18 protein-coding genes and 1 tRNA gene are annotated in these 20,228 nt (G+C 58.7%); 18 read left to right on the top strand and 1 reads right to left on the bottom strand.

Going from position 1 to position 20,228, the window contains the following annotated elements:
- The first annotated feature begins 170 nt into the window (after positions 1–170).
- From ACE4YL_RS09975 to asnS, 11 genes are all read left to right on the top strand, one after another.
- Positions 171–638: a tetratricopeptide repeat protein gene (locus ACE4YL_RS09975; protein ID WP_461357756.1), complete on the top strand. Its 468-nt coding sequence runs from the start codon at positions 171–173 to the stop codon at positions 636–638.
- Positions 639–893: 255 nt separating this feature from the next.
- Positions 894–2,339, top strand: a complete 1,446-nt coding sequence (locus ACE4YL_RS09970; RefSeq protein WP_461360181.1) for a hypothetical protein — start codon at positions 894–896, stop codon at positions 2,337–2,339.
- Between the two features lie 131 nt (positions 2,340–2,470).
- Positions 2,471–3,352: a tetratricopeptide repeat protein gene (locus ACE4YL_RS09965; protein ID WP_461366817.1), complete on the top strand. Its 882-nt coding sequence runs from the start codon at positions 2,471–2,473 to the stop codon at positions 3,350–3,352.
- A 15-nt stretch (positions 3,353–3,367) separates the two neighbouring features.
- Positions 3,368–3,586, top strand: a complete 219-nt coding sequence (locus tag ACE4YL_RS09960; RefSeq protein WP_461357759.1) for a hypothetical protein — start codon at positions 3,368–3,370, stop codon at positions 3,584–3,586.
- A 169-nt stretch (positions 3,587–3,755) separates the two neighbouring features.
- Positions 3,756–6,725, top strand: a complete 2,970-nt coding sequence (gene pulA, locus ACE4YL_RS09955; RefSeq protein WP_461360180.1) for a type I pullulanase — start codon at positions 3,756–3,758, stop codon at positions 6,723–6,725.
- 124 nt (positions 6,726–6,849) lie between these two features.
- Entirely contained in the window at positions 6,850–7,269 is a 420-nt protein-coding gene (mscL, locus tag ACE4YL_RS09950) for a large-conductance mechanosensitive channel protein MscL (protein WP_461357761.1), read from the top strand.
- Between the two features lie 30 nt (positions 7,270–7,299).
- Entirely contained in the window at positions 7,300–8,865 is a 1,566-nt protein-coding gene (locus tag ACE4YL_RS09945; RefSeq protein ID WP_461357762.1) for an alpha-amylase family glycosyl hydrolase, read from the top strand.
- A 149-nt stretch (positions 8,866–9,014) separates the two neighbouring features.
- Complete coding sequence (gene ychF / locus ACE4YL_RS09940; protein ID WP_461357763.1) at positions 9,015–10,067, top strand: redox-regulated ATPase YchF; 1,053 nt, start codon at positions 9,015–9,017, stop codon at positions 10,065–10,067.
- A 17-nt stretch (positions 10,068–10,084) separates the two neighbouring features.
- A complete protein-coding gene (locus ACE4YL_RS09935) occupies positions 10,085–10,489 on the top strand; it encodes a YlbF/YmcA family competence regulator (RefSeq protein ID WP_461357764.1) in 405 nt (134 codons plus the stop codon).
- Positions 10,490–10,492: 3 nt separating this feature from the next.
- The gene (locus ACE4YL_RS09930; RefSeq protein WP_461357765.1) at positions 10,493–11,332 is read left to right on the top strand and encodes a TIM barrel protein; all 840 of its coding nucleotides are present in this window, start codon (positions 10,493–10,495) and stop codon (positions 11,330–11,332) included.
- A 13-nt stretch (positions 11,333–11,345) separates the two neighbouring features.
- Positions 11,346–12,641: an asparagine--tRNA ligase gene (asnS, locus tag ACE4YL_RS09925; RefSeq protein WP_461357766.1), complete on the top strand. Its 1,296-nt coding sequence runs from the start codon at positions 11,346–11,348 to the stop codon at positions 12,639–12,641.
- 2 nt (positions 12,642–12,643) lie between these two features.
- Here asnS and ACE4YL_RS09920 read toward each other — a convergent pair whose 3' ends face one another.
- Positions 12,644–12,910: a DUF2619 domain-containing protein gene (locus tag ACE4YL_RS09920; RefSeq protein WP_461357767.1), complete on the bottom strand. Its 267-nt coding sequence runs from the start codon at positions 12,908–12,910 to the stop codon at positions 12,644–12,646.
- A 46-nt stretch (positions 12,911–12,956) separates the two neighbouring features.
- Here ACE4YL_RS09920 and ACE4YL_RS09915 point away from each other — a divergent pair, with 46 nt between their 5' ends.
- The 7 genes from ACE4YL_RS09915 to pnpS all read left to right on the top strand — a co-directional run bounded on the left by ACE4YL_RS09915 (position 12,957) and on the right by pnpS (position 20,050).
- Positions 12,957–14,198 carry a serine hydroxymethyltransferase gene (locus tag ACE4YL_RS09915; protein WP_461357768.1) on the top strand — a complete coding sequence of 414 codons (1,242 nt, stop codon included), beginning with the start codon at positions 12,957–12,959 and terminating at the stop codon, positions 14,196–14,198.
- Positions 14,199–14,217: 19 nt separating this feature from the next.
- Positions 14,218–15,507 carry an MFS transporter gene (locus tag ACE4YL_RS09910; protein WP_461360179.1) on the top strand — a complete coding sequence of 430 codons (1,290 nt, stop codon included), beginning with the start codon at positions 14,218–14,220 and terminating at the stop codon, positions 15,505–15,507.
- Between the two features lie 282 nt (positions 15,508–15,789).
- On the top strand, positions 15,790–17,076 hold the full coding sequence (serS, locus tag ACE4YL_RS09905) for a serine--tRNA ligase (RefSeq protein ID WP_461357770.1): 1,287 nt from the start codon (positions 15,790–15,792) through the stop codon (positions 17,074–17,076).
- A gap of 72 nt (positions 17,077–17,148) precedes the next feature.
- Positions 17,149–17,238, top strand: a tRNA-Ser gene (locus ACE4YL_RS09900).
- Between the two features lie 19 nt (positions 17,239–17,257).
- On the top strand, positions 17,258–17,653 hold the full coding sequence (locus ACE4YL_RS09895) for a NusG domain II-containing protein (protein WP_461357771.1): 396 nt from the start codon (positions 17,258–17,260) through the stop codon (positions 17,651–17,653).
- A 23-nt stretch (positions 17,654–17,676) separates the two neighbouring features.
- The gene (locus ACE4YL_RS09890) at positions 17,677–18,360 is read left to right on the top strand and encodes a response regulator transcription factor (RefSeq protein WP_461357772.1); all 684 of its coding nucleotides are present in this window, start codon (positions 17,677–17,679) and stop codon (positions 18,358–18,360) included.
- A 1-nt stretch (position 18,361) separates the two neighbouring features.
- Positions 18,362–20,050: a two-component system histidine kinase PnpS gene (gene pnpS, locus ACE4YL_RS09885; RefSeq protein WP_461357773.1), complete on the top strand. Its 1,689-nt coding sequence runs from the start codon at positions 18,362–18,364 to the stop codon at positions 20,048–20,050.
- The last annotated feature ends 178 nt before the right edge of the window (positions 20,051–20,228 follow it).

Below are 20,228 nucleotides of genomic sequence, written 5' to 3'. Positions count from 1 at the left end.
TCACGAAGTACAGTGTCGGGATTGTGTCGCAGTTCTACGAACGGCGGTAGATTCTTCAGGAGCGGTGTACGCGGCCCGTACGCACCGTTCTGTGAGAGGAAAGCCGCTAGGCTGATCACCTAGCGGCTACCTACTCGATTTATGTCCACCGGGAAATCGCGCTTTCCCGGGTGGGAGTGGATCCCCTCGGGGTGGAACCGGGCTCTTTGGTTATGCGGCCGGAGGCCTTTGATCGCCTGCTGGTGAGCGTGCATGCCCTGGATGAAGCGGGGCAGGTTCTCTCTTCCAGCGCGGGCCTGCACTTCGGGGGCGAGAAGCCGGTTCCGGGCGAGATCCCGGTGCAGGCAGGCTTAAGGACTGAAGCGGAAGAAGTGCTCTTCCAGAGGAAGTATAATGAGGCGGTGGAGCTTCTGGAAAGACAGCTCGCGGAAAATCCCGAGGATGTGGACACTCTGTGGCTTTTGGCCCGCATTTACTACGCAGGCACCTACGACCAGAGGGAAAACGCCTGGGACCACCGGCAGTTTGCCCACCGCAACCTGCAAAAGAGCCTGGAGCTCCTCCAGCGCATCCAGGAGCTGAAGCCAGGGCCGGAGGTGGAAGAGGCTCTCCGGACTGTGCGCAGCGCTGTTCGCTAACTGTCGGGCGGGTTTGACCCACCTTACAATGAACCTGATGCCGGCAACAGTAGGTATTTCCAGCATCAACTAAGACGAGCACTGCTTCCCCGCGTGGGAGGAGGAAAGTCGTGGGTGGCCGCCGAAGTCCAAGGAAAAAGCTGGAGGAGAGGGTGCTCCGTGGCCCACCACAAACGAGACAGAAGCAAGAGACTACAGGCTGCGCAGCAGGGGACGGCCTCACTGCAGGGGGCAAAAGTCGCAGAAAACCTGCAGTTGAGCAGATACACAAACCCCAATACAGGCCACGGCTCAGCCGCGGAAGATGCCAATGCACTCCACGATCTGCTGAGAGGCCGGCCGGTTGAGCTGACCGGGCGCAGCAACGTTAAGGACGGGCCGGATAGGATAGTACATGGAAAAGTCATGATTCAAACAAAGTACTACCAAACTGCTCGGGAATCAGTAAATGCAGCTTTTGATGGAAAAACCGGGCTCTACCGTTACAAGAATCAAGTGTTGGAAGTGCCCAAAGACCAGTATTTCGAAGCTCTGGAACTCATGAGGCAGAAGATTAAGGAAGGCAGGGTTCCTGGGGTAGTCAATCCGGAAGAGGCGGAAAAGCTGGTCAAGGCCGGCAGTGTAACCTATCGGCAGGCACGCAATATTGCCAAGGCTGGCAACATCGATTCGCTGTGGTTCGACGTCAAGACTCAGAGCGTTACCGCCGCCTATGCCTTTGGAATCACCTTTGCCGTTCAATACGCTACTTCCCGGTGGAACGGCCTGGACCACAAAGATGCCCTCACGCTGTCTCTTACGGCAGCGGCGGGTACGGGAACAATTGCCCTGGGGGCGGGGGTCCTCACTCAGCAGTTGCTGAGAACTGCCATGGGCCAGAGTTTCACATCTTCCGTTGCACGGCAGGTAGTTGATGGTCTGTACGCGACGGAGGTCGGCAAAGAAACGGTGCATAGGCTCGCCTCGGTCATGTTCGGGAAGAACGTCACCGGTGAAGCGGCGAAAAATGCGGTGACGAAGCTGCTCGGGACGAACCTGGTTATTTCAGCGGTGAGCATCGCGGCTGTTTCCTTGCCTGATCTGTATCGTGCCCTGGTGAGCAAGACCATTTCCTGGCAGCAATTTGGCAAAAACTTTGGCGTGAATGCGGCGGGTGTGGGCGGCGGAACCGTTGGTGCCCTTATCGGAGGTGTTGTTGGCACCCTCGTTGTTCCTGGTGCCGGCACAGCCGCTGGAGTCAAAATCGGGGCAGCAGCGGGCGGTATCGGAGGAGGCGTGCTCACCGCCTGGGGCGCCAAAAAGCTTTTGGATCCCGTGGTCAAAGACGATGCAGAGAAGATGGTCGCCCTGGCCCAAGAGGCCGTGTCGGAGCTGGCGTTTGACTATATGGTTACGGAAGAAGAGTTCACGGAGAAGATTGCTCCGCGCCTCGCGGAAACGATCACTTCTAAGTGGCTCAAAGCCATGTATCAGGCGGGAAGCCGCAGTAAGGAACAGGACCAGACCCGCTATGAGTTTGCCTACAGGGAACTGGAGCCGCTTTTTGCTGAAGTGATCAGTCAGCGTTCCCCAGTGCATCTCCCCGCCGAAAGGTTGGTCAGAAGGGAAATGCGCAAGATTTCTTGGCGGCTCCTTATAGAGTATCTCAGGGCAAAACTAGCATTTTGGTTCCGTCGCAAATGGGAACTAGTCCAAGAGTAACGTGTCAGCGTAATGCTGGCACTTTTTTTCTGGTTTTCTCAAAGCAGGTTCTAGACAGTGTTCCGGCTTGCCGGGGGTAACTTGTCCCAAACCGTGCGTGTATTTATCTATCCAGAAAGGAGTGATGCCCTGTGCGTAAACTGACTCTGCTGCGCACAGCCGAAACGGAACGGCGGAAACCGGAAGCCAAGAACGCCGACGGAACGGAACCAAAGGATCGGACGGGTAAGGGCAAACTCGAAGCTGCCCGGGGGAAAATGGAGTGGGCGGAGGAGCTGCTGGACCAAGAGAGGCCGCTGAGGCTCAACCAGCTGCAGAGAATCTACTCGGAGCTGCTTGGGGTCAAGGAGGAAGCTCCGGAGCCGTTCGCGGGAGATGCGGCCTATCTTTGGGAGCGGCTGGCCTTCGCCTTCAACTACTACGGCCAGCTCAAACAGGCGGAACGCTGCCTGCGCATCCAGGCGGAACTGCAGCCAGACCAAAGCGATGCCTTTTTGAACCTGGGTGTGTTCCTCACCGATGCCGGTTACTATGATGCAGCCATCGCCACCTGTCGGGAGGGGCTGAAGCGCACCCCCAACTGCGAATTCCTCAACTACAACCTAGCCGGCCTGGCTTCCCTCCTGGGACGGCAAGATCTGGCCCAGAGCGCGCTCAACGAAGCGCTGGTGGCCAATCCTTCCCGGGGGTTGAACCAGCTGGCCAAGGGGAACCTCTGCCTGGAGCGGAACGAGTATGAAGTGGCCGTGCAGTACTTCCAGGAGGCCTTGGCCTGGGCCGTAGAGGAAGAACTCCCCGGCCAGCAGCTGGAGTGCCTCCAGGGTCTGGGGGTTGCCTATCTCAACCTTGAAGAGCTGGACAAGGCCCGGGCTGTACTTGAACAAGCGGTGGATCTGGATCCAAGCTGTTCCGCTTCCCATGAGCTTTTGGCTTACTGCCACAAGCGGCTTGGTAATGAGTGGCTCTACCGCCACCACCTGAAGCAGGCCAGAGATCTGGCCAGGTATTTCTAAGAAAGAGGTGCCCATATGGGATTGACTTTCGAACTCACCGATGTCCAGGTGGAACAGGTCAACAAGTGGCTGGAGGAGCATCCCTGCCCGGTTAGGGAACATGTGGAGCGGACCCGCCGCCTGCCGGCCGCGGGGGAGCGGATGCGCTTTGTGTTCATCCCTACCTTCCTGGGTATGCTTGCCGGGGTGGAATGCGCCTGCGGTGCCCGCCTGATGCTCACCGATGATCTGTAGGCCGCTGGGCGCATTGCCCAGCGGTCTAGAGCGAGCTGGAAAATGGTTGCCAAAAGGTTAGCTTGGTGTTAAACTGGAGTTGACCACTGGCGGACACGGAGGTGTTCGCTCCCCTTTTTAGCTTTGTGTGCACACGGTTGCACGCAGGAAAAAGCGAGGAGGAATCCACATGAAACTGCGTTTGCGGGTAGTTGGGCTGCTGTTTCTCACACTGGTGGTGCTGCTTTTCCCGTTTGTGGCTGGAGCGGAGGAAGGGATCACGACCATCCGCATCCACTACCACCGGCCCGATGGGGAATACGAACCGTGGAACCTCTGGATCTGGACACCGGGACGGGAAGGCCAGCGCTACGAATTCGACGGCGAGGACGATTTCGGCAAGGTGGCCACCATTGAGCTGCCGGGCCTCCACGAGCGGGTGGGCTTTATCGTGCGCACCGATGACTGGGAGAAAGACGTGTCCGCGGACCGCTTCATCGAAGAGTTCCACTACGGCAGCGCGGAGATCTGGCTCATCTCCAGGGACCCTGTGATCTACACCTCTCCTCCGGAGCACATGGGCCTGGAACAGACCCTGCCGGAAGAGGTGACCGTGACCGTCCACTACCGCCGCCACGACCAGGATTACACCGGCTGGAACCTCTGGATGTGGGTGGAGGGCCAGGAAGGCTTCGGCATCGAGTTCACCCACGAGGACGATTTCGGTAAGGTGGCCGTGGTGCCCTTTACGGGCCTACATGATGTCTCCAGTTTGGGCATTATCGTGCGCCGGAGTACGCCCAGCAACGCCTGGGCCCAGAAGGATGTGGAACATGACCGCTTTATTCCCCTGTTCAGGGCGGATGAAGAGGGGCAGATTGAGGTTTGGCTCATGGAAAAGGATGCTAGATTGTACTACCGCTTGGAAGATATAGATCTTGATCCCCGGTTCATCTCCGCGGTGATCGACGACACCCGCCTGATCACCGCCCGGGTCAACCTGCCCTTTACCGCCAGCGACGAAGAGCTGGCCGGGTTTACCCTCACCGCCCATGGGGAGGAGGTGGCCATCGCCCAGGTGGTTCCCACCCGGCTGGTCCAGGGCAGCGCCTCGGAAGTGCAGATCTTCACCGAGGAAGAACTGGATCTGCAGGCAGACTACGTTTTGTCTAAAGAGCCCTATGGCGAGATCTTGGTTGGCTTTGGCCAGATCTTTTCCAGCAAAGCCTTTGAGGAAGCGTTCCATTACGACGGGGACGATCTGGGCGCAGTGTACACCCCGGAGCGGACCAGGTTCCGCCTGTGGGCGCCCACCGCTTCCCAGGTAACCCTGGTCACCTATCCCCACAGTGTGGCGGGGCTGGGCAGGGAATACCCCATGGAGCGGGATGTCAAGGGCACCTGGGTTGCCGAGCTGGAAGGGGATCTCCACGGCACCTACTACACCTATCGGGTTACCGTGGGGGGCAGGACTAACGAAGCGGTTGACCCCTACGCCAAGGCCGTGGGTGTGAACGGGGAGCGGGGCATGGTGATTGATCTCAGCCGCACCAACCCTGAGGGCTGGGAGGAGCTGGTAAAGCCCCCCTTCCAGCACCCGGTGGATGCGGTGATCTACGAGCTCCATGTGCGGGATCTGTCCATGCACCCTGCATCGGGCATCACCCATAAAGGCAAGTTCCTCGGGCTCACGGAGCGGGGCACCCGGGGACCTGGCGGGGTGACCACAGGCCTGGACCACCTGCTGGAGCTGGGCGTAACCCATATCCACCTTTTGCCCTCCTTCGATTACGCCACGGTGGATGAAACCCGCCTCTTTGAGCCTCAGTTCAACTGGGGTTACGATCCCCAGAACTACAACGTACCCGAAGGCTCCTATTCCACCAACCCCTTTAACGGCGAGGTGCGGGTGCGGGAGTTCAAGGAGATGGTCAAAGCCCTCAACGAGAGCGGCCTGCGGGTAGTTATGGACGTGGTTTACAACCACACCAGCAAGAGCGGGGACAGCCACCTGAATCTGATCGTTCCCGGCTACTATTACAGGCTCAACCCAGATGGCAGCTTCTCCAACGGGTCAGGCTGCGGCAACGAACTGGCCGATGAGCGGTCCATGGTGCGCAAGATGATCGTCGATTCGGTGGTGTACTGGGCCACCGAGTACAAGGTGGACGGCTTCCGCTTTGACCTGATGGGCCTGCACCACCTGGATACCATGAACGCGGTGCGGGCGGCCCTGGATGAGGTGGATCCCTCCATCATCATCTACGGAGAAGGCTGGACCGCAGCGGAAAGCACCCTCCCCTTGGAGCAGCGCACCCTCAAGGCCCATGTGAGCCAGGTGCCGGGTGTGGCGGTGTTCAGCGATGATGTGCGGGACGGCATCAAAGGACATGTGTTTAACGACTTGGAGCCCGGCTTTATCAACGGCCAGCCCGGGATGGAAGAGTCGGTGAAGTTCGGCATTGCCGCAGCCACCTTCCATCCGCAGGTGAACTACGCCTTGGTGAACTACTCCTCCGCTCCCTATGCCGCCGACCCCGGGCAGACCATCACCTATGCGGAGTGCCACGACAACCTCACTTTGTGGGATAAGCTTCTGGTCACCAATCCAGATGAACCAGAGGAAGAGCTGATCAAGATGCACAAGATGGCCAGCGCCATTGTCCTCACTTCCCAGGGCATTCCCTTCCTCCATGCAGGGCAGGATTTTCTGCGCACCAAGTACGGTGATGGCAACAGCTATCAGTCCCCCGATTGGGTGAACCAGCTGGATTGGGAGCGCAAACTGCAGTATCTGGATGTGTTCCAGTACAACAAAGGCCTGATCGAGCTGCGCAAAGCCCACCCGGCCTTCCGCATGCGCACCACAGAGGAGATCCAAAGGCACCTTGAATTCCTGGAGATGCCCGCCCCCCAGATGGTGGGCTACGTGCTCAAGGATCATGCCAACGGCGACAGCTGGGGGCAGATCGTAGTCCTGTTCAACGGGGGCACCGCTCCCCAGAGTGTGAGCTTGCCGGGGGCAGGCTGGGTCGTGGTGGTGGACGGCGAACGGGCGGGCCAGGAGGCCCTGTGGGAGGTGCCCGGCAGCGAAGTTAGCATACCGGCCCGCACCAGCCTGGTCCTGGTGGATGGGGCTAGCTTCGCCACTGGCCGCTAACCCCAGGAAGCCAGCCCGGTGCACCACACCGGGCTGGGAACCTTTAGATCCTCTCAAGAGCAGCAGGGATCGGCCCGGCGGAACAGAATAGACCAAGTGTCTGAATAGATTGAGGGGTGATGGTATGTGGCAGGAATTTAAGAAGTTCGCCCTGCGGGGCAACGTCGTGGACATGGCCGTTGGTGTTATTGTGGGAGGCGCTTTCGGGAAAATCGTCACATCCCTGGTAAATGATGTGGTCATGCCGATTTTGGGCCTGCTGGTAGGACGCGTCGATCTCACTTCCCTCAAACTTGTGCTGCGCCAGGCCAACGACACCACCGCCGAGCTGGCCCTGACCTACGGTGTCTTTCTCCAGAATGTGCTGGATTTCCTGATCATCTCCTTCAGCATCTTCATGGCTATTCGCATGATCAACAAGGTGCGCAGGAAGGAAGAGGAAGCTCCGCCCGCGCCAGAGGCGCCGCCTGAGCCCAGCACCGAAGAAAAGCTGCTGACCGAGATCCGCGATCTCCTCAAACAGCAGGTGGGTCGTTCGGCCTAGGACGAAGGCCGCGGGAGAAAGGAGTAGGTTATGCGCAAACTGAGGACCATGCTCCTGGCCTGGCTTTTGGTCGCGGCTGTGGTGCTGCCCCTGGCGGCAGCTTCCCCCGCCGAGCAGGAGCTCTATGCCAGCAAGCATGGGGTGTTTTACCAGATCTTCGTGCGCAGCTTTGCCGATGGGGATGGCGATGGCCTGGGCGATCTGCGGGGGATCATCGAGCGTTTGGATTACCTCAACGACGGGGATCCGCAAACCACAAGCGATTTGGGCGTTACGGGAATTTGGCTGACTCCAATCCACCCTTCCCCTACGTATCACAAATACGATGTGGTGGATTACTACGCTATCGACCCGGAAATCGGTACCCTGGCTGATTTCCAGGAGCTGATTGACCAGGCCCACGCCCGGGGCATGAAGGTTATCCTGGATCTGGTGTGCAACCATACCAGCAGCCAGCACCCCTGGTTCCTGGCGGCCAGCTCAGATCCGGAAAGCCCCTACCGGGACTACTATATCTGGGCTGATCCGGAAACGCCCCTCACAAGGCGGGGCCCCTGGAACCAGATCGTCTGGCACCCCGCGGCAACGGGCCACTATTACGGCCTCTTCTGGAGCGAAATGCCCGATCTGAACTGGGCCAACCCAAAGGTGCGGGAGGAGTTCAAAGCGGTGGCCGCCTTCTGGCTGGAGCAGGGGGTGGACGGCTTCCGCCTGGATGCCGCCAAGCACCTCTTTGAGCACGACCCCAGCCGGAAAGCGGTGGACTGGTGGCTGGAGTTCAGCGACTTCGTGCGCTCCCTCAAGCCAGATGTCTACCTGGTGGGCGAAGTGTGGGACAGCCCCCATGTGGTGGCCCCCTACTACGGAGCCTTCGATTCAGCCTTCAACTTTGACCTGGCGGACCGGATCATCCCCATCGTGCGCTTTGGCCTGGATACAGGGTTGGTCGCGGCCCTGCTGCAGCAGCACGCCCAGTACAACGCATACGCCCAGGGCTGGGCCATAGATGCACCCTTTTTGAGCAACCACGATCAGGATCGGGTTATGTCGCAGCTGTTTGGCGATTGGAACCAGGCCAAAATGGCCGCGGCCATCTATTTGACCCTGCCGGGCAATCCCTTTATCTACGCCGGGGAAGAGATCGGCATGCAGGGCCGGGGCGAGCATGAAAACATCAGGGAACCCTTCAAATGGTACGAATTAGATGGTCCCGGACAGACCGCCTGGCGCTCCAGCCTGTTCAACACGGGCCGCTGGCAGCCTTCGGTGGAAAGCCAGGACGGCGACCCGGGATCGCTTCTCAACCACTACCGCCGCTTGATCCACCTGCGCCTCAGGGAGCCCGCCCTGCAGCTGGGAAGCCTTTCGGAGGTGGACTGCGGAGACAATCCCCGGATCATCGCCTATGGGCGGAGGTGGCAGGATGAGCTGGCCCTGGTGGTCCACAACATCTCCCGCCAGGAGCAGGAAGTGCTCTTGACAGGGGTGTCCCTGCCAGGGGAGATCCTCTTTGCCTCGGGACCTTACAGTTTTGAGCTTGATGGCCCGGGCTGTTCATTGGTGCTTGCGCCCTGCACCACCGTGATTTGGAAATAGGGAGCTGTGTTCTCGCCGGTTCGGTTTCGCCGAGCCGGTTTCTGCATGTTGCGAGTGTTTTTTTGGGGCATCTATGTTACAATTAAACAGTACATTAAGGCACTAGCATTGGAAGCAATCTAGCTGCAGACGTTGGAGGAAATCTGAAGTTGAAGATCGGTATCATCGGCAAACCTCAAGCAGGCAAAAGCGTCTTGTTCCGCCTGCTCACCAAGCACGGCGCAGCTGCCAGCGGGAAAGCCCAGCTGGCAGTGGGCAGAATCCCTGACCCCAGGGTCGATGCCTTAGCCGAGCTTTATAAACCCCGTAAGGTGACCTACGCCACCATCGATTTTTGGGATGTGCCGGGCTTTCAGCCGGGCCGCAGCTCGCTGGACTTTCTGCAGTCCGTGCGGGATGTGGATGCCCTGGTGGCGGTGCTCAGGGCCTTTGAGTCGGACCTGGTTCCGAGCATAACTGGGATCCAGCCCTACACCGATTTCAAAGATCTCCAGCAGGAGCTGCTCATCGCCGACTGGACCCTCCTGGAAACCCGGCTGGAGCGCCTGGCGAAGCAGCGGGGCAAAAACCCCAAGGCCGGGGAAGAGCTGGCCGTGCTGGAGAAGTGCCGGGAAACCCTGGAGCAGGATCTGCCCCTGCGCAGCCTAAAGCTGAATGCAGAAGAGGAGAAGCTTGTGCGGAGTTACGATTTCTTCACCAAAAAACCTCTGATCGCCGCGGTTAACCTGGACGAAGGGCAGATGGCTGCAGGAAGCTATCCCCAAGAGGAAGAGCTGGAGGCAGAACTGGCCCGCATGGATGTGCCCCTGATCAAGGTGAGCGCCCAGATCGAGGCGGAGATCAGCGAGCTGGAGGCGGAAGATGCCCGGCTGTTCCTGGCGGAGCTGGGCCTTGCCGAATCGGGTATTGCCCGCATCGCCCGCACCGTCTATGCCCATCTGGGGCTGATCTCCTTCTTTACCGCTGGAGAAAAGGAAGTGCACAGCTGGACCATCCGGCGGGGTGATACCGCCTGCCGCGCGGCGGGCAAGATCCATTCCGATCTGGAAAGGGGTTTTATCCGGGCGGAGGTCGTGGCCTACGAGGATCTCCTGAGGTGCGGCAGCATGCAGAAGGCCAAAGAACAGGGCCTCTTCCGGTTGGAAGGGAAGGAATATATTGTGCAGGATGGCGATGTGATCACCTTTAGGTTTAACGTGTAGTAAAGGAGGCGGGATGCGTGGAAGTGCAGAAGAAAGCTGAAGAACTGGCCCAGGCCATTATCGACAGCCCCGAGTACAAGCGCTTGCTGGAGGCCAGGACCAGGGTGAACAGCCACCAGGCGGCCAGGCTCATGCTCCGGGATTTCCAGCAGAAACAGCTGGAGCTGCACAGAAAACAGATGGAAGGGCAGGAGTTAACGCCTGAAGAGGAGGAGCAGCTGCAGAATCTCTTCGGCGTGATTTCCATAAACCCCTACATTCGGGAGCTCTTTGAAGCGGAGTTCGCCTTCAGCGGCCTGATGATGCAGGTAAACGATGCCTTGGCTAGAGTGTTGGATTTCCAGGATGAGGAAGAAGGTGGGGAGGAGCCCAAGCTGGAAATCCCCAAAAAGAAAATCCTCATTCCGGGGCAGGACATCTGAGTCGTGGCTGGACTGAGAATCGGAACGGCTGGAATTCCTGCATCCGCCAAGCCGCAGACTACTCCCGACGGCATCCGGCGCCTGGCCGAGCTGGGCCTGGACCATATGGAGATCGAATTTGTGCGGGGGGTGCGCATGGGTGAAAAGACCGCCCGCACCGTGGGGGAGCTGGCTGAGGAGCTGAGCATCTCCCTCACTGTCCACGCCCCCTATTACATAAACCTCAATTCAGCGGACCCGGAAAAAATCGAAGCCAGCAAAAAGCGGATCGTGCAGGCGGCGAAGGTGGGGGCCGCGGCGGGGGCGGTGAGCGTCACCTTCCATGCCGCCTTTTACCACGACGACGATCCCCAGCAGGTGTACCAGCTGGTGAAGGGGCATATGGAAGACATGCTGGAGGAGCTGGCCAGAAGCGGCGTGAACATCCGCCTGAGCCCGGAAACCACCGGCGGGCCCACCCAGTTTGGCACTCTGGAGGAGCTGATCCGCCTGGGGCAGGAGCTGCCCGGCGTTTACCCCTGCGTGGACTTCGCCCACTTGTATGCCCGCAGTCTCGGAGAGTACAACTCCTACCAGCACTTCGCGGGCGTTTTGCAATCGATCCGCGATGGTCTGGGCGAAGAGGCCCTCAAGGCCATGCACATTCACCTCTCGGGGATCGAGTACGGGCCAAGGGGTGAAAAGCGCCATGTGCCCCTGGAGGAGACGGAACTGGATTACCGGGCTGTGCTCCAAGCCCTAGTGGACTTTGACGTTGCGGGCTGGCTCACCTGCGAGAGCCCCATTCTGGAAGAAGATGCCCTGATCCTCAAGGGCCTCTACGAAGAATTACACCAAAGGTAGAAGGAGAGGAGAAGTGGTGGAACAGGTCTATCTCAAGCACATCGGCCAACATGTGGGCAGCGAAGTGGAGATCAGGGGCTGGTTGTACAATAAACGTTCCAGCGGGAAGATCCTCTTTTTGATCATCAGGGACGGCACCGATCTGATCCAGGGCGTGGTGGTGAAAAGCGAGGTTCCCCAGGAGGTTTTCGAAGGGGCCAAACGCCTCACCCAGGAATCCTCCCTGATCGTGCGGGGGGTTGTCCGGGAAGAGCCCCGCGCCGTGAGCGGCTATGAGCTCGCGGTGACCGATTTGGAAATCGTGCAGCTGGCGGAGGAATACCCCATCACCCCCAAGGAGCATGGGGTGGAGTACCTCCTGGACCGCAGGCACCTCTGGCTCAGATCCCGCAAGCAGCACGCCATCATGCTGGTGAGGAACGAGCTGATCAAAGCCACCCGCAAGTTCTTCGACGAGCGGGATTTTGTGCTCATCGACGCGCCGATTTTGACCCCGGCCTCGGTGGAGGGCACAACTACCCTGTTTGAAACCGACTATTTCGACGACAAGGCCTATCTCTCCCAAAGCGGGCAGCTGTACATGGAAGCCGCGGCCATGGCCTTCGGCAAGGTGTACTGCTTCGGGCCCACCTTCCGGGCGGAAAAATCGAAAACACGCCGCCACCTGATGGAGTTCTGGATGATCGAGCCGGAAATGGCCTTCTACGACCAGGAAGACAACATGAAGCTGCAGGAAGAATACGTGAGCTACCTGGTGCAGCACGTTTTAGAGCACTGCCAAAAGGAGCTGGCAGTGCTGGAGCGGGATATCACTAAGCTGGAAAAGGTGGTTCCCCCCTTCCCCCGCCTCTCGTATGATCAGGCGGTGGAAATGCTGCAGAAAAACGGCTCCGATATCCAGTGGGGCGAAGATCTGGGGGCGCCCGATGAAACCATCATCGCCAACCACTTCGACAAGCCTGTGTTCATCTACGGCTTTCCCACGGAGATCAAGGCCTTTTACTTCAAGCCCGATCCCCAGCGGCCGGAAATCGTCTTAGGCAGCGACCTTCTGGCTCCCGAGGGCTACGGCGAGATCATCGGCGGCGGCGAGCGCATAGCCGATCTGGATCTCATTGTGCAGCGGATCAGGGAGCACAACCTGCCTGAAGAGCACTACCAGTGGTACATTGATCTGAGGAAATACGGGAGTGTGCCCCATTCCGGCTTTGGGTTGGGGCTGGAGCGCACCGTGGCTTGGATCTGCGGCCTGGCCCACCTGAGGGAAGCGATCCCCTTCCCGCGCATGTTGAACCGCATCTACCCGTAGCTCTAGTTAGTGCCCCAAAAGATGAGCAAAACGCCCAGGGCCACCAAGGTCAGCCGGGGCCAGGGGAGCTGGGTGCTCAGGCGCAGAAGTCCCACGCCGCTCACTAAAGTGAGGATCACCGGGCCGATCAGCCCCAGCACCGCGTTGATCTTCAGCGCAGATTCCACCCTGCCCAGCTTGACCATGAGGAGCCCCGCTGAAATCTCCAGCGTTCCCGCGAGCAGACGGAGTAGGGCCATGGTGAGCACGGCACGCAGTTCGGTGACCATAAGACCACTCCTTCGAAGGGAGATCCCACAAGAGAGGTGATTGGGTTTGCTTAAGTTCCTCCGAGAAACTGACCCGGAAATTCTGCAGGTGATCAAGGATGAGACCCGCCGGCAGAACAAGAAGCTTGAGCTGATTGCATCGGAAAACTTTGTCAGCTGCGCCGTCCTGGAAGCCTTGGGGAGTCAGCTAACCAATAAATATGCTGAGGGGTACCCAGGTAGACGCTATTACGGCGGCTGCGAGTTTGTGGACGTTGCGGAGAATTTAGCCATTGAGCGGGCCAAACAGCTCTTCGGCGCGGAGCATGTCAACGTCCAGCCCCATTCCGGTTCCCAGGCCAACCAGGCGGTGTTCTTCGCCGCACTCCAGCCGGGGGATACCATTTTGGGCATGGACCTAAGCCACGGTGGACACCTCACCCACGGCAGCCCCGTGAACCAGTCGGGGGCCTGGTTTAAGGTGATCCACTACGGTGTGCGGAAAGAAGATGAGCGGATCGACTACGACCAGGTGCGGGATCTGGCCCTCAAGCACAGGCCCAAAATGATCATCGCCGGTGCTTCCGCCTACCCCCGCATCATCGACTTCAAGATTTTCCGGGAAATCGCCGATGAGGCCGGCGCCCTGCTCATGGTGGACATGGCCCACATTGCGGGTCTCGTGGCCGCGGGGGTGCATCCCAGCCCGGTTCCCTATGCGGATTTCGTTACCACCACAACCCACAAGACCCTGCGGGGACCAAGGGGAGGCATGATCCTCACCACCAAAGAGCACGCCAAGGCCATTGACAAAGCCGTCTTCCCAGGTATGCAGGGGGGCCCGCTCATGCATGTGATCGCCGCCAAGGCGGTGTCCTTCAAGGAAGCCCTGCAGCCTGAGTTCAAGGACTACCAAAGGCAGGTTGTGGCCAACGCCCAAACCTTGGGCGAGACCCTCAAAGACCACGGCTTCCCCTTGGTCTCAGGTGGCACCGACAATCACCTCTTGCTGGTCAAGGTTAAGGCCAAGGGCTTCACCGGTAAGCAAGCGGAAGAGCTTTTGGACAGCGTGGGCATCACCGTGAACAAGAACACCATCCCCTTCGAGACGGAAAGCCCCTTTATCACCAGCGGGATCCGCATGGGCACAGCCGCCCTCACCACCAGGGGGATGGGAACCGAAGAGATGCGCCTGATTGGCAGCCTCATTGCCCAGACGCTGGAAGAGGGACGCACAGATTTCAGCGAAATCCGGGAGGCCATTGACCGGCTCACGGAAGCATTTCCCCTGTATCCCGAGTTGAACTAACCTCTTAGGAGGGCTGGCGTTGGTCTTCCCAGTCACCAAACGGGTACGGAAAGCTATGAAGTTAAATACGGTGGAAGGGGCCTTTGCGGTGGCTGCCGAGAACCTGGCAGCCCCGTATCTAGGCCTTTTTGCCTTGGGGCTGGGCGCGACGCCTTCCCAGATCGGCATGCTCACCGCCTTTCCCAACCTCATCGGCAACCTCCTGCAGATCCCCGCGGGCCTTTGGTCCGAGCGGATGAAGGACAAGCGGATCCTGCCCATTGTGGGAGGCTACTTGGCCCGTTCCACCTGGGCCCTTTTGGCCATCGTGCCCTTCTTGGTGCCGCCGCAGTACAGGGTGGGTGTGGTTATCTTACTTGCCACCTTCCGCATTCTGGCGGCCAATATCGGGGTGCCGGCCTGGACCGCGCTGCAGGCGGAGCTGATTCCCAGGGCCATCAGGGGCCGCTACTACGCCAACCGCAACATTGTGTGCAATATCAGCGCGGTGGCGGCCACGGTGCTGGCCACTGTCCTTTTGACCCTGCGCTTTCCCCTCAACTTCCAGCTGATCTTCGGCGGGGCAGCGGCCCTGGGGCTCACCGCGACCTACATCTTTTCCACCATCGAATTTGCCCAAAGTCCGCCCAAGCCTAGGCAGGGTATTTCCTTTCGGGCCAAGGTGCAGGCGTTTTGGGGGGAAGTGCGCACCCAGAAAGATTTCAGAAGCTATGTGCGCAGCTCTCTGATCTGGAACTTCGGGGTGAACCTGGCCAGCTCCCTTTTCGTGGTGTATTTTGTGGAAGATTTAGGGGGCGCTGCAGGCTTTTGGGCGGTCTTTTCCGGTGTGAACCTGGCCACACAGGTGCTGGTTCAGCGCTACTGGGGGCGCCTTGCTGATGTTTTCGGCCAGAAGAACGTGATGCTGGCCTCGGGCATCGGCGCGGTTTTCCTGCCCCTTTTGTGGTGGGGAACCCGCAGCACCTGGTTTCCCCTGATCATCTACATAATCAACGGGGTGGCTTGGGGAGGCTATAACTTAGGGGCGTTCAACCTGCTTTTGGAAATCACCCCCGACGACAACCGCACCGTCTATGTGGGGGCCTACAATACCTTGATGGGCCTGGCCATGGCCGCCGGACCCTTAGTGGGCGGGTTCGCGGCGGAAAGCTTCGGGCTGCGCCCGGTTTTCCTCGCTTCCAGCCTGTTCCGGGCGCTGGGCCTGTACGTTTTCTACCGCTCGGTGGAGGATGCCGCCCAGCGGCCTATGGGGCTGAAGGATCTGCTTCCCCGGGGGAGGCAGAAGCAGCGGCGTTTGCCGGGTGTTTAGAAAGAGTTGATTTTAAAACTGGCTTTGGGTATAATCAGATATAGTTTCAAACAGTGATGAGGGAGACCTACTAAGGCCCTTCCAGATCCAGAGAGCTGGTGGGCGGTGTGAACCAGCCGGAAACCTTAGGTTCCAACTCCTGAACTGCACAACTGCATAGGTAAATGAGGTGAACTGCGGCTGGTCCGCAGTTAATCAGGGTGGCAACGCGGGTTTCAGACTCGTCCCTGGGCTTTCGAGTTCAGAGACGAGTTTTTCATTAAGTGCAAAGGGGAAGGTGCCATGCTAGACCTACGAATGATTCGCCAAAACCCAGATAAGGTCCGGGAGGGACTGGCCAAGAAGGGCGAAGCTGCCCCCATCGATGAGGTGCTGGCCCTGGATGAGCAGAGGCGCAGCCTGCTCACGGAGGTGGAGCAGCTCAAGGCCAAGCGCAACGAGGTGTCCGAGGAAGTTGCCCGGCTCAAGCGGGAAAAGCAGGATGCCCAGCATCTGATTGAGGAAATGCGGGTGGTCTCCCAGCGGATCAAGGAGCTGGATGACAGGGTCCGGGAGGTAGAGACCAAGCTGCAGGATCTGCTTTTGCGCATTCCCAACCTTCCCCACGAGTCGGTGCACGTGGGAACCAGCGAGGATGACAACCTGGAGATCAGGCGCTGGGAGGAGCCCCGCCAGTTCGCTTTTGAACCCAAGCCCCACTGGGATCTAGGCGTAGACCTGGACATCATCGATTTCGAGAGGGCGGCCAAGGTGACGGGGGCACGCTTCTACTTCCTGAAAGGCCTCGGTGCCCGCCTGGAGCGCGCGCTCATCAACTTCATGCTGGATCTGCACATCACCGAGCACGGTTACACCGAAGTTTTCCCGCCCTTCATAGTCAATGCCGCCAGCGCCACGGGAACTGGGCAGCTGCCCAAATTCGCGGAGGATATGTTCAAGCTGGAAGGAATGGACTATTACCTGGTGCCCACCGCGGAGGTGCCGGTGACCAACCTCTACCAGGACGAGATTTTGAACATGGAAGACCTGCCCATCTACCATGCGGCCTATTCCGCCTGCTTCCGCTCGGAAGCCGGTTCCCACGGCCGGGATACCAGGGGGCTGGTGCGGGTGCACCAGTTCAACAAGGTGGAGCTGGTGAAGTTTGTGGCGCCTGAAACTTCCTACGATGAGCTGGAGAAGCTGACGGGCAACGCCGAAGAAGTGCTGAAACGGCTGGGGCTGCCCTATCGGGTGGTGCTCATGTCCACAGCTGATCTGGGCTTCAGCCAGAGCAAGAAGTACGATCTGGAAGTTTGGATGCCGAGCTACGCGCGCTACGTGGAGATTTCTTCCTGCAGCAACTTCGAAGATTTCCAGGCCCGCCGGGCCAATATCCGCTTCAGGCGGGAGAAGGGAGCCCGGCCCGAGTTTGTGCATACGCTCAACGGGTCCGGCATCGCCGTGGGCCGCTGCCTAGCCGCCCTGATCGAGAACTACCAGCAGGAGGACGGTTCTGTGGTCATTCCCGAGGTGCTGCGTCCGTACATGGGCGGTTTGGACAGAATCGCTCCGGCAAAGAAGCTCTGAAAGCTTTTCTTCCGAAAAATAGCTACTTGTTAAGTATGCAAACTTGGGTTATAATGTATCAAGTTAGGGAGGGGAAGGGTGCCAGAGCGGACGAATGGAGCGGTCTTGAAAACCGTCGAGGGTTTGCGCCCTCCGTGGGTTCGAATCCCACCCCTTCCGCCATTTTTTGGAGCTGTTGTTAATGAAATCGGAAGGAAAGGTTAAAGGAGATCTTATTCTCGTTGTCGTATTACTCCTTATCGGGGCGGCTGCTTTTGTGCATAACCAGGTGGTTCTGCCGAAGCGGGCTCCCGGAACTAAGGTTCAGATAGAAATTGAAGGAAAAGTCGTTCGCGAGCTGGATCTGGCCCGCGATACCGCTCCCATCCGTTTTGAGACGGAGCATGGCTATAATGTGGTGGAAATTCGCGATGGCCAGGTGCGTGTGCTGGAAGCCGACTGCCCAGATCTCATTTGTGTGCACACGGGCTGGCGGCGCCATGTTGGACAGGTTATCGTCTGTATGCCCCACTACTTCGTGGTGCGCATCACGGGAGACGAAGGCACTTTGGATGAGCTGGACGGCTTTACCTATTAATCAAAAATGGGGTGATAGTTGAGATGATCAAGCAAAAAATACTTATCGTCGATGACGAACCTTCCATCCAGGAACTGATTCGCTTTAACTTGGAGCAGGCGGGCTTTGAAACAGCCATCGCCGCCGACGGGTTTGCTGCGCTGGAGATGTATGAATCCTACAAGCCAGATCTGATCGTGCTGGATCTCATGCTGCCGGGTAAAGACGGCTACGATGTGTGCAAGGAGATCAGGCGCAACAGCAATGTGCCCATTATCATGCTCACAGCTAAGGAAACTGAGCTGGAGCGGGTTCTCGGCCTGGAGCTGGGAGCAGACGATTACATGACCAAGCCCTTCAGCCCCCTGGAGCTGGTGGCTAGGATCAAGGCGGTTCTGCGCCGGGCCAGCGGCCAAGAATCCCAGGATGAAAATGAATACAAGGTGGGCAACATCCACCTGCAGGTTGACACCAGGGAAGTAAGGGTCAATGATCAGCTAGTGGAATTAACCCGCAAAGAGTTTGACCTGCTCCACATCTTCATGCAGAACGTGGGCAAAGTGATGACCAGGGAAGTGCTCCTCCAGAAGGTCTGGGGTTACGAGTACGAAGGCGAGACCCGCACTGTGGACGTACACATCCGGCACCTCCGCCGCAAACTGGGTCCTGAAGGCGAAAGCCGCATCGAAACTATTCATGGGGTAGGGTACAAACTGAGGGGGAACTAGCTTGAAGAAGTGGCGTTTCAACGGCCCATTACTTTTCAAGTTAACAAGCTTAGTTTTGGTGGTAACCTTGCTTTCAGTTGGGGTTACCACGTTTTTTGTGGCGCGCCTGGCGCAGCGCTCGTTGGAGACCAGGGCCAGGGAAGACCTGAGCGCCGATGCCCAGATGATCAGCTTGAGTCTCAGTGAGGCCCTGGCCGCCCAGCTCAGCGATCCCGGGGCCCTGCAGGAACAGGTTGAGTTCCTGGAGAGATTGACCAAGCGCACCATCAGGATCCTGGACGCTTCGGGCCAGCTGGTGGCCGGTTCCACTCCCTCCGGTTTTGACCTGAAGGACTACTTCGCCGCCTACGTCAACCTGGAAGACGGTTCCGTGCTGCAGGTGTTCATGGCCAAGGGCGAGATCTCCAACATGTCCCGGAGAATCGCCAGGGGTTCCATTCTCATTGCCATTGTAGTGGCCGCCAGCGCCGTGGCCGTGGCCTATCTGGTCAACAGGTCCATCACCAACCCCATCCAGGATCTTCTGGCCATGGTCCGCAGCCTCCAGGAGCGGCAGTTCGGGCGCATGGTCTTGGTGCGCAGCACCGATGAAATCGGCCAGCTGGGAAGGGCCTTCAACGAGCTTTCCGAGATCTTAGACGATCTGTTCGAAACCATCAGCAGCAGGGAAGGGCAGCTGGATACCATCTTGTCCAGTATGGACGATGGCGTGATCGCGGTGAACATGCGGCGGGAAATCATCCTGGCCAACCGGGCGGCTGCAGACCTTTGGGATCTGCCGGAGGATGTCATCGGCCAGAATCTCTTCGATGCCACCAGGCACGAGGAGCTGATGCGCATCCTGGAAAAGACCATGGACGCCAGGGAGACCTTCACCAGTGAAGTGCGGGTGCGCCCCGGCAGCGAACGCACCGTGGCCATCACCAGCAGTCCGCTGCAGGATGAAAAGGGGAAGATCCAAGGGGCAGTGGCGGTGATGCGGGATGTGACCTCCCTCAGGCATCTGGAACAGATGCGCCAGGAGTTTGTGTCCAACGTTTCCCACGAACTGCGCACCCCCCTCACTTCCATCAAGGGTTTCGTGGAGACGCTGCTCAACGGCCATCTCGATGACCAGCAGCTCTTGGAGCGCTTCCTGCGCATCATCGCCGCCGAAACGGACCGGATGATCGCTTTGATCAACGACCTGCTGGACCTTTCCCGTATCGAAAGCGGCAAGCTCAAAGTGAACAAGGCAGCGGTGGACATGAAGAAGATCTTCGACGATACGGTGCTGCTCCTCCAGAGTAGAGCAGAAGAGAAGCAGATCACCCTGGAGAACAACATCTACAACCCCATCATCGTGGAAGGCGACGAGAAGCTTTTGCGCCAGGTGGCGTTGAATTTGGTGGATAACGGGGTAAAATACACGCAGGAGGGCGGCCGGGTGTGGATCGAAGCAGAGGAAGGCTTGGACCACGTGGAGTTCATTGTGGGCGACAACGGCGTTGGTATCCCCTCGGAGCATCTGGATCGCATCTTTGAGCGTTTTTACCGTGTGGATAAGGGCCGTTCCCGGCAGACCGGGGGCACCGGTTTGGGCCTGGCCATCGTCAAGCATATCATTGACCGGCACAAGGGCACCATCGCCATCGAGAGCCGGGTGGGCAAGGGGACGAAGATCCGCATCACGCTGAAGAAGATCAGCTGAAGTGGCAGCGCTGCCAGTGTCTAGAATTTCTCTGCAATGTTAGTGTAAGGTTTTAGTAGGTGTTTGGAAGGAGTTCCTGGTGTAGACATAAAAAAAGAGACCTCGCACACAAATCAGTAGCAGTTAGGAGGCGAGGTCTCATGAGAAGCGATGTTAGCAACACCGCTCTCATCCTTAG

The organism is Candidatus Darwinibacter acetoxidans, from assembly GCF_041936445.1.
In the GTDB taxonomy this organism is placed as follows: Bacteria; Bacillota; Limnochordia; order Darwinibacteriales; family Darwinibacteriaceae; genus DTU010.
This window is presented reverse-complemented; position numbering and strand designations above follow the sequence as displayed.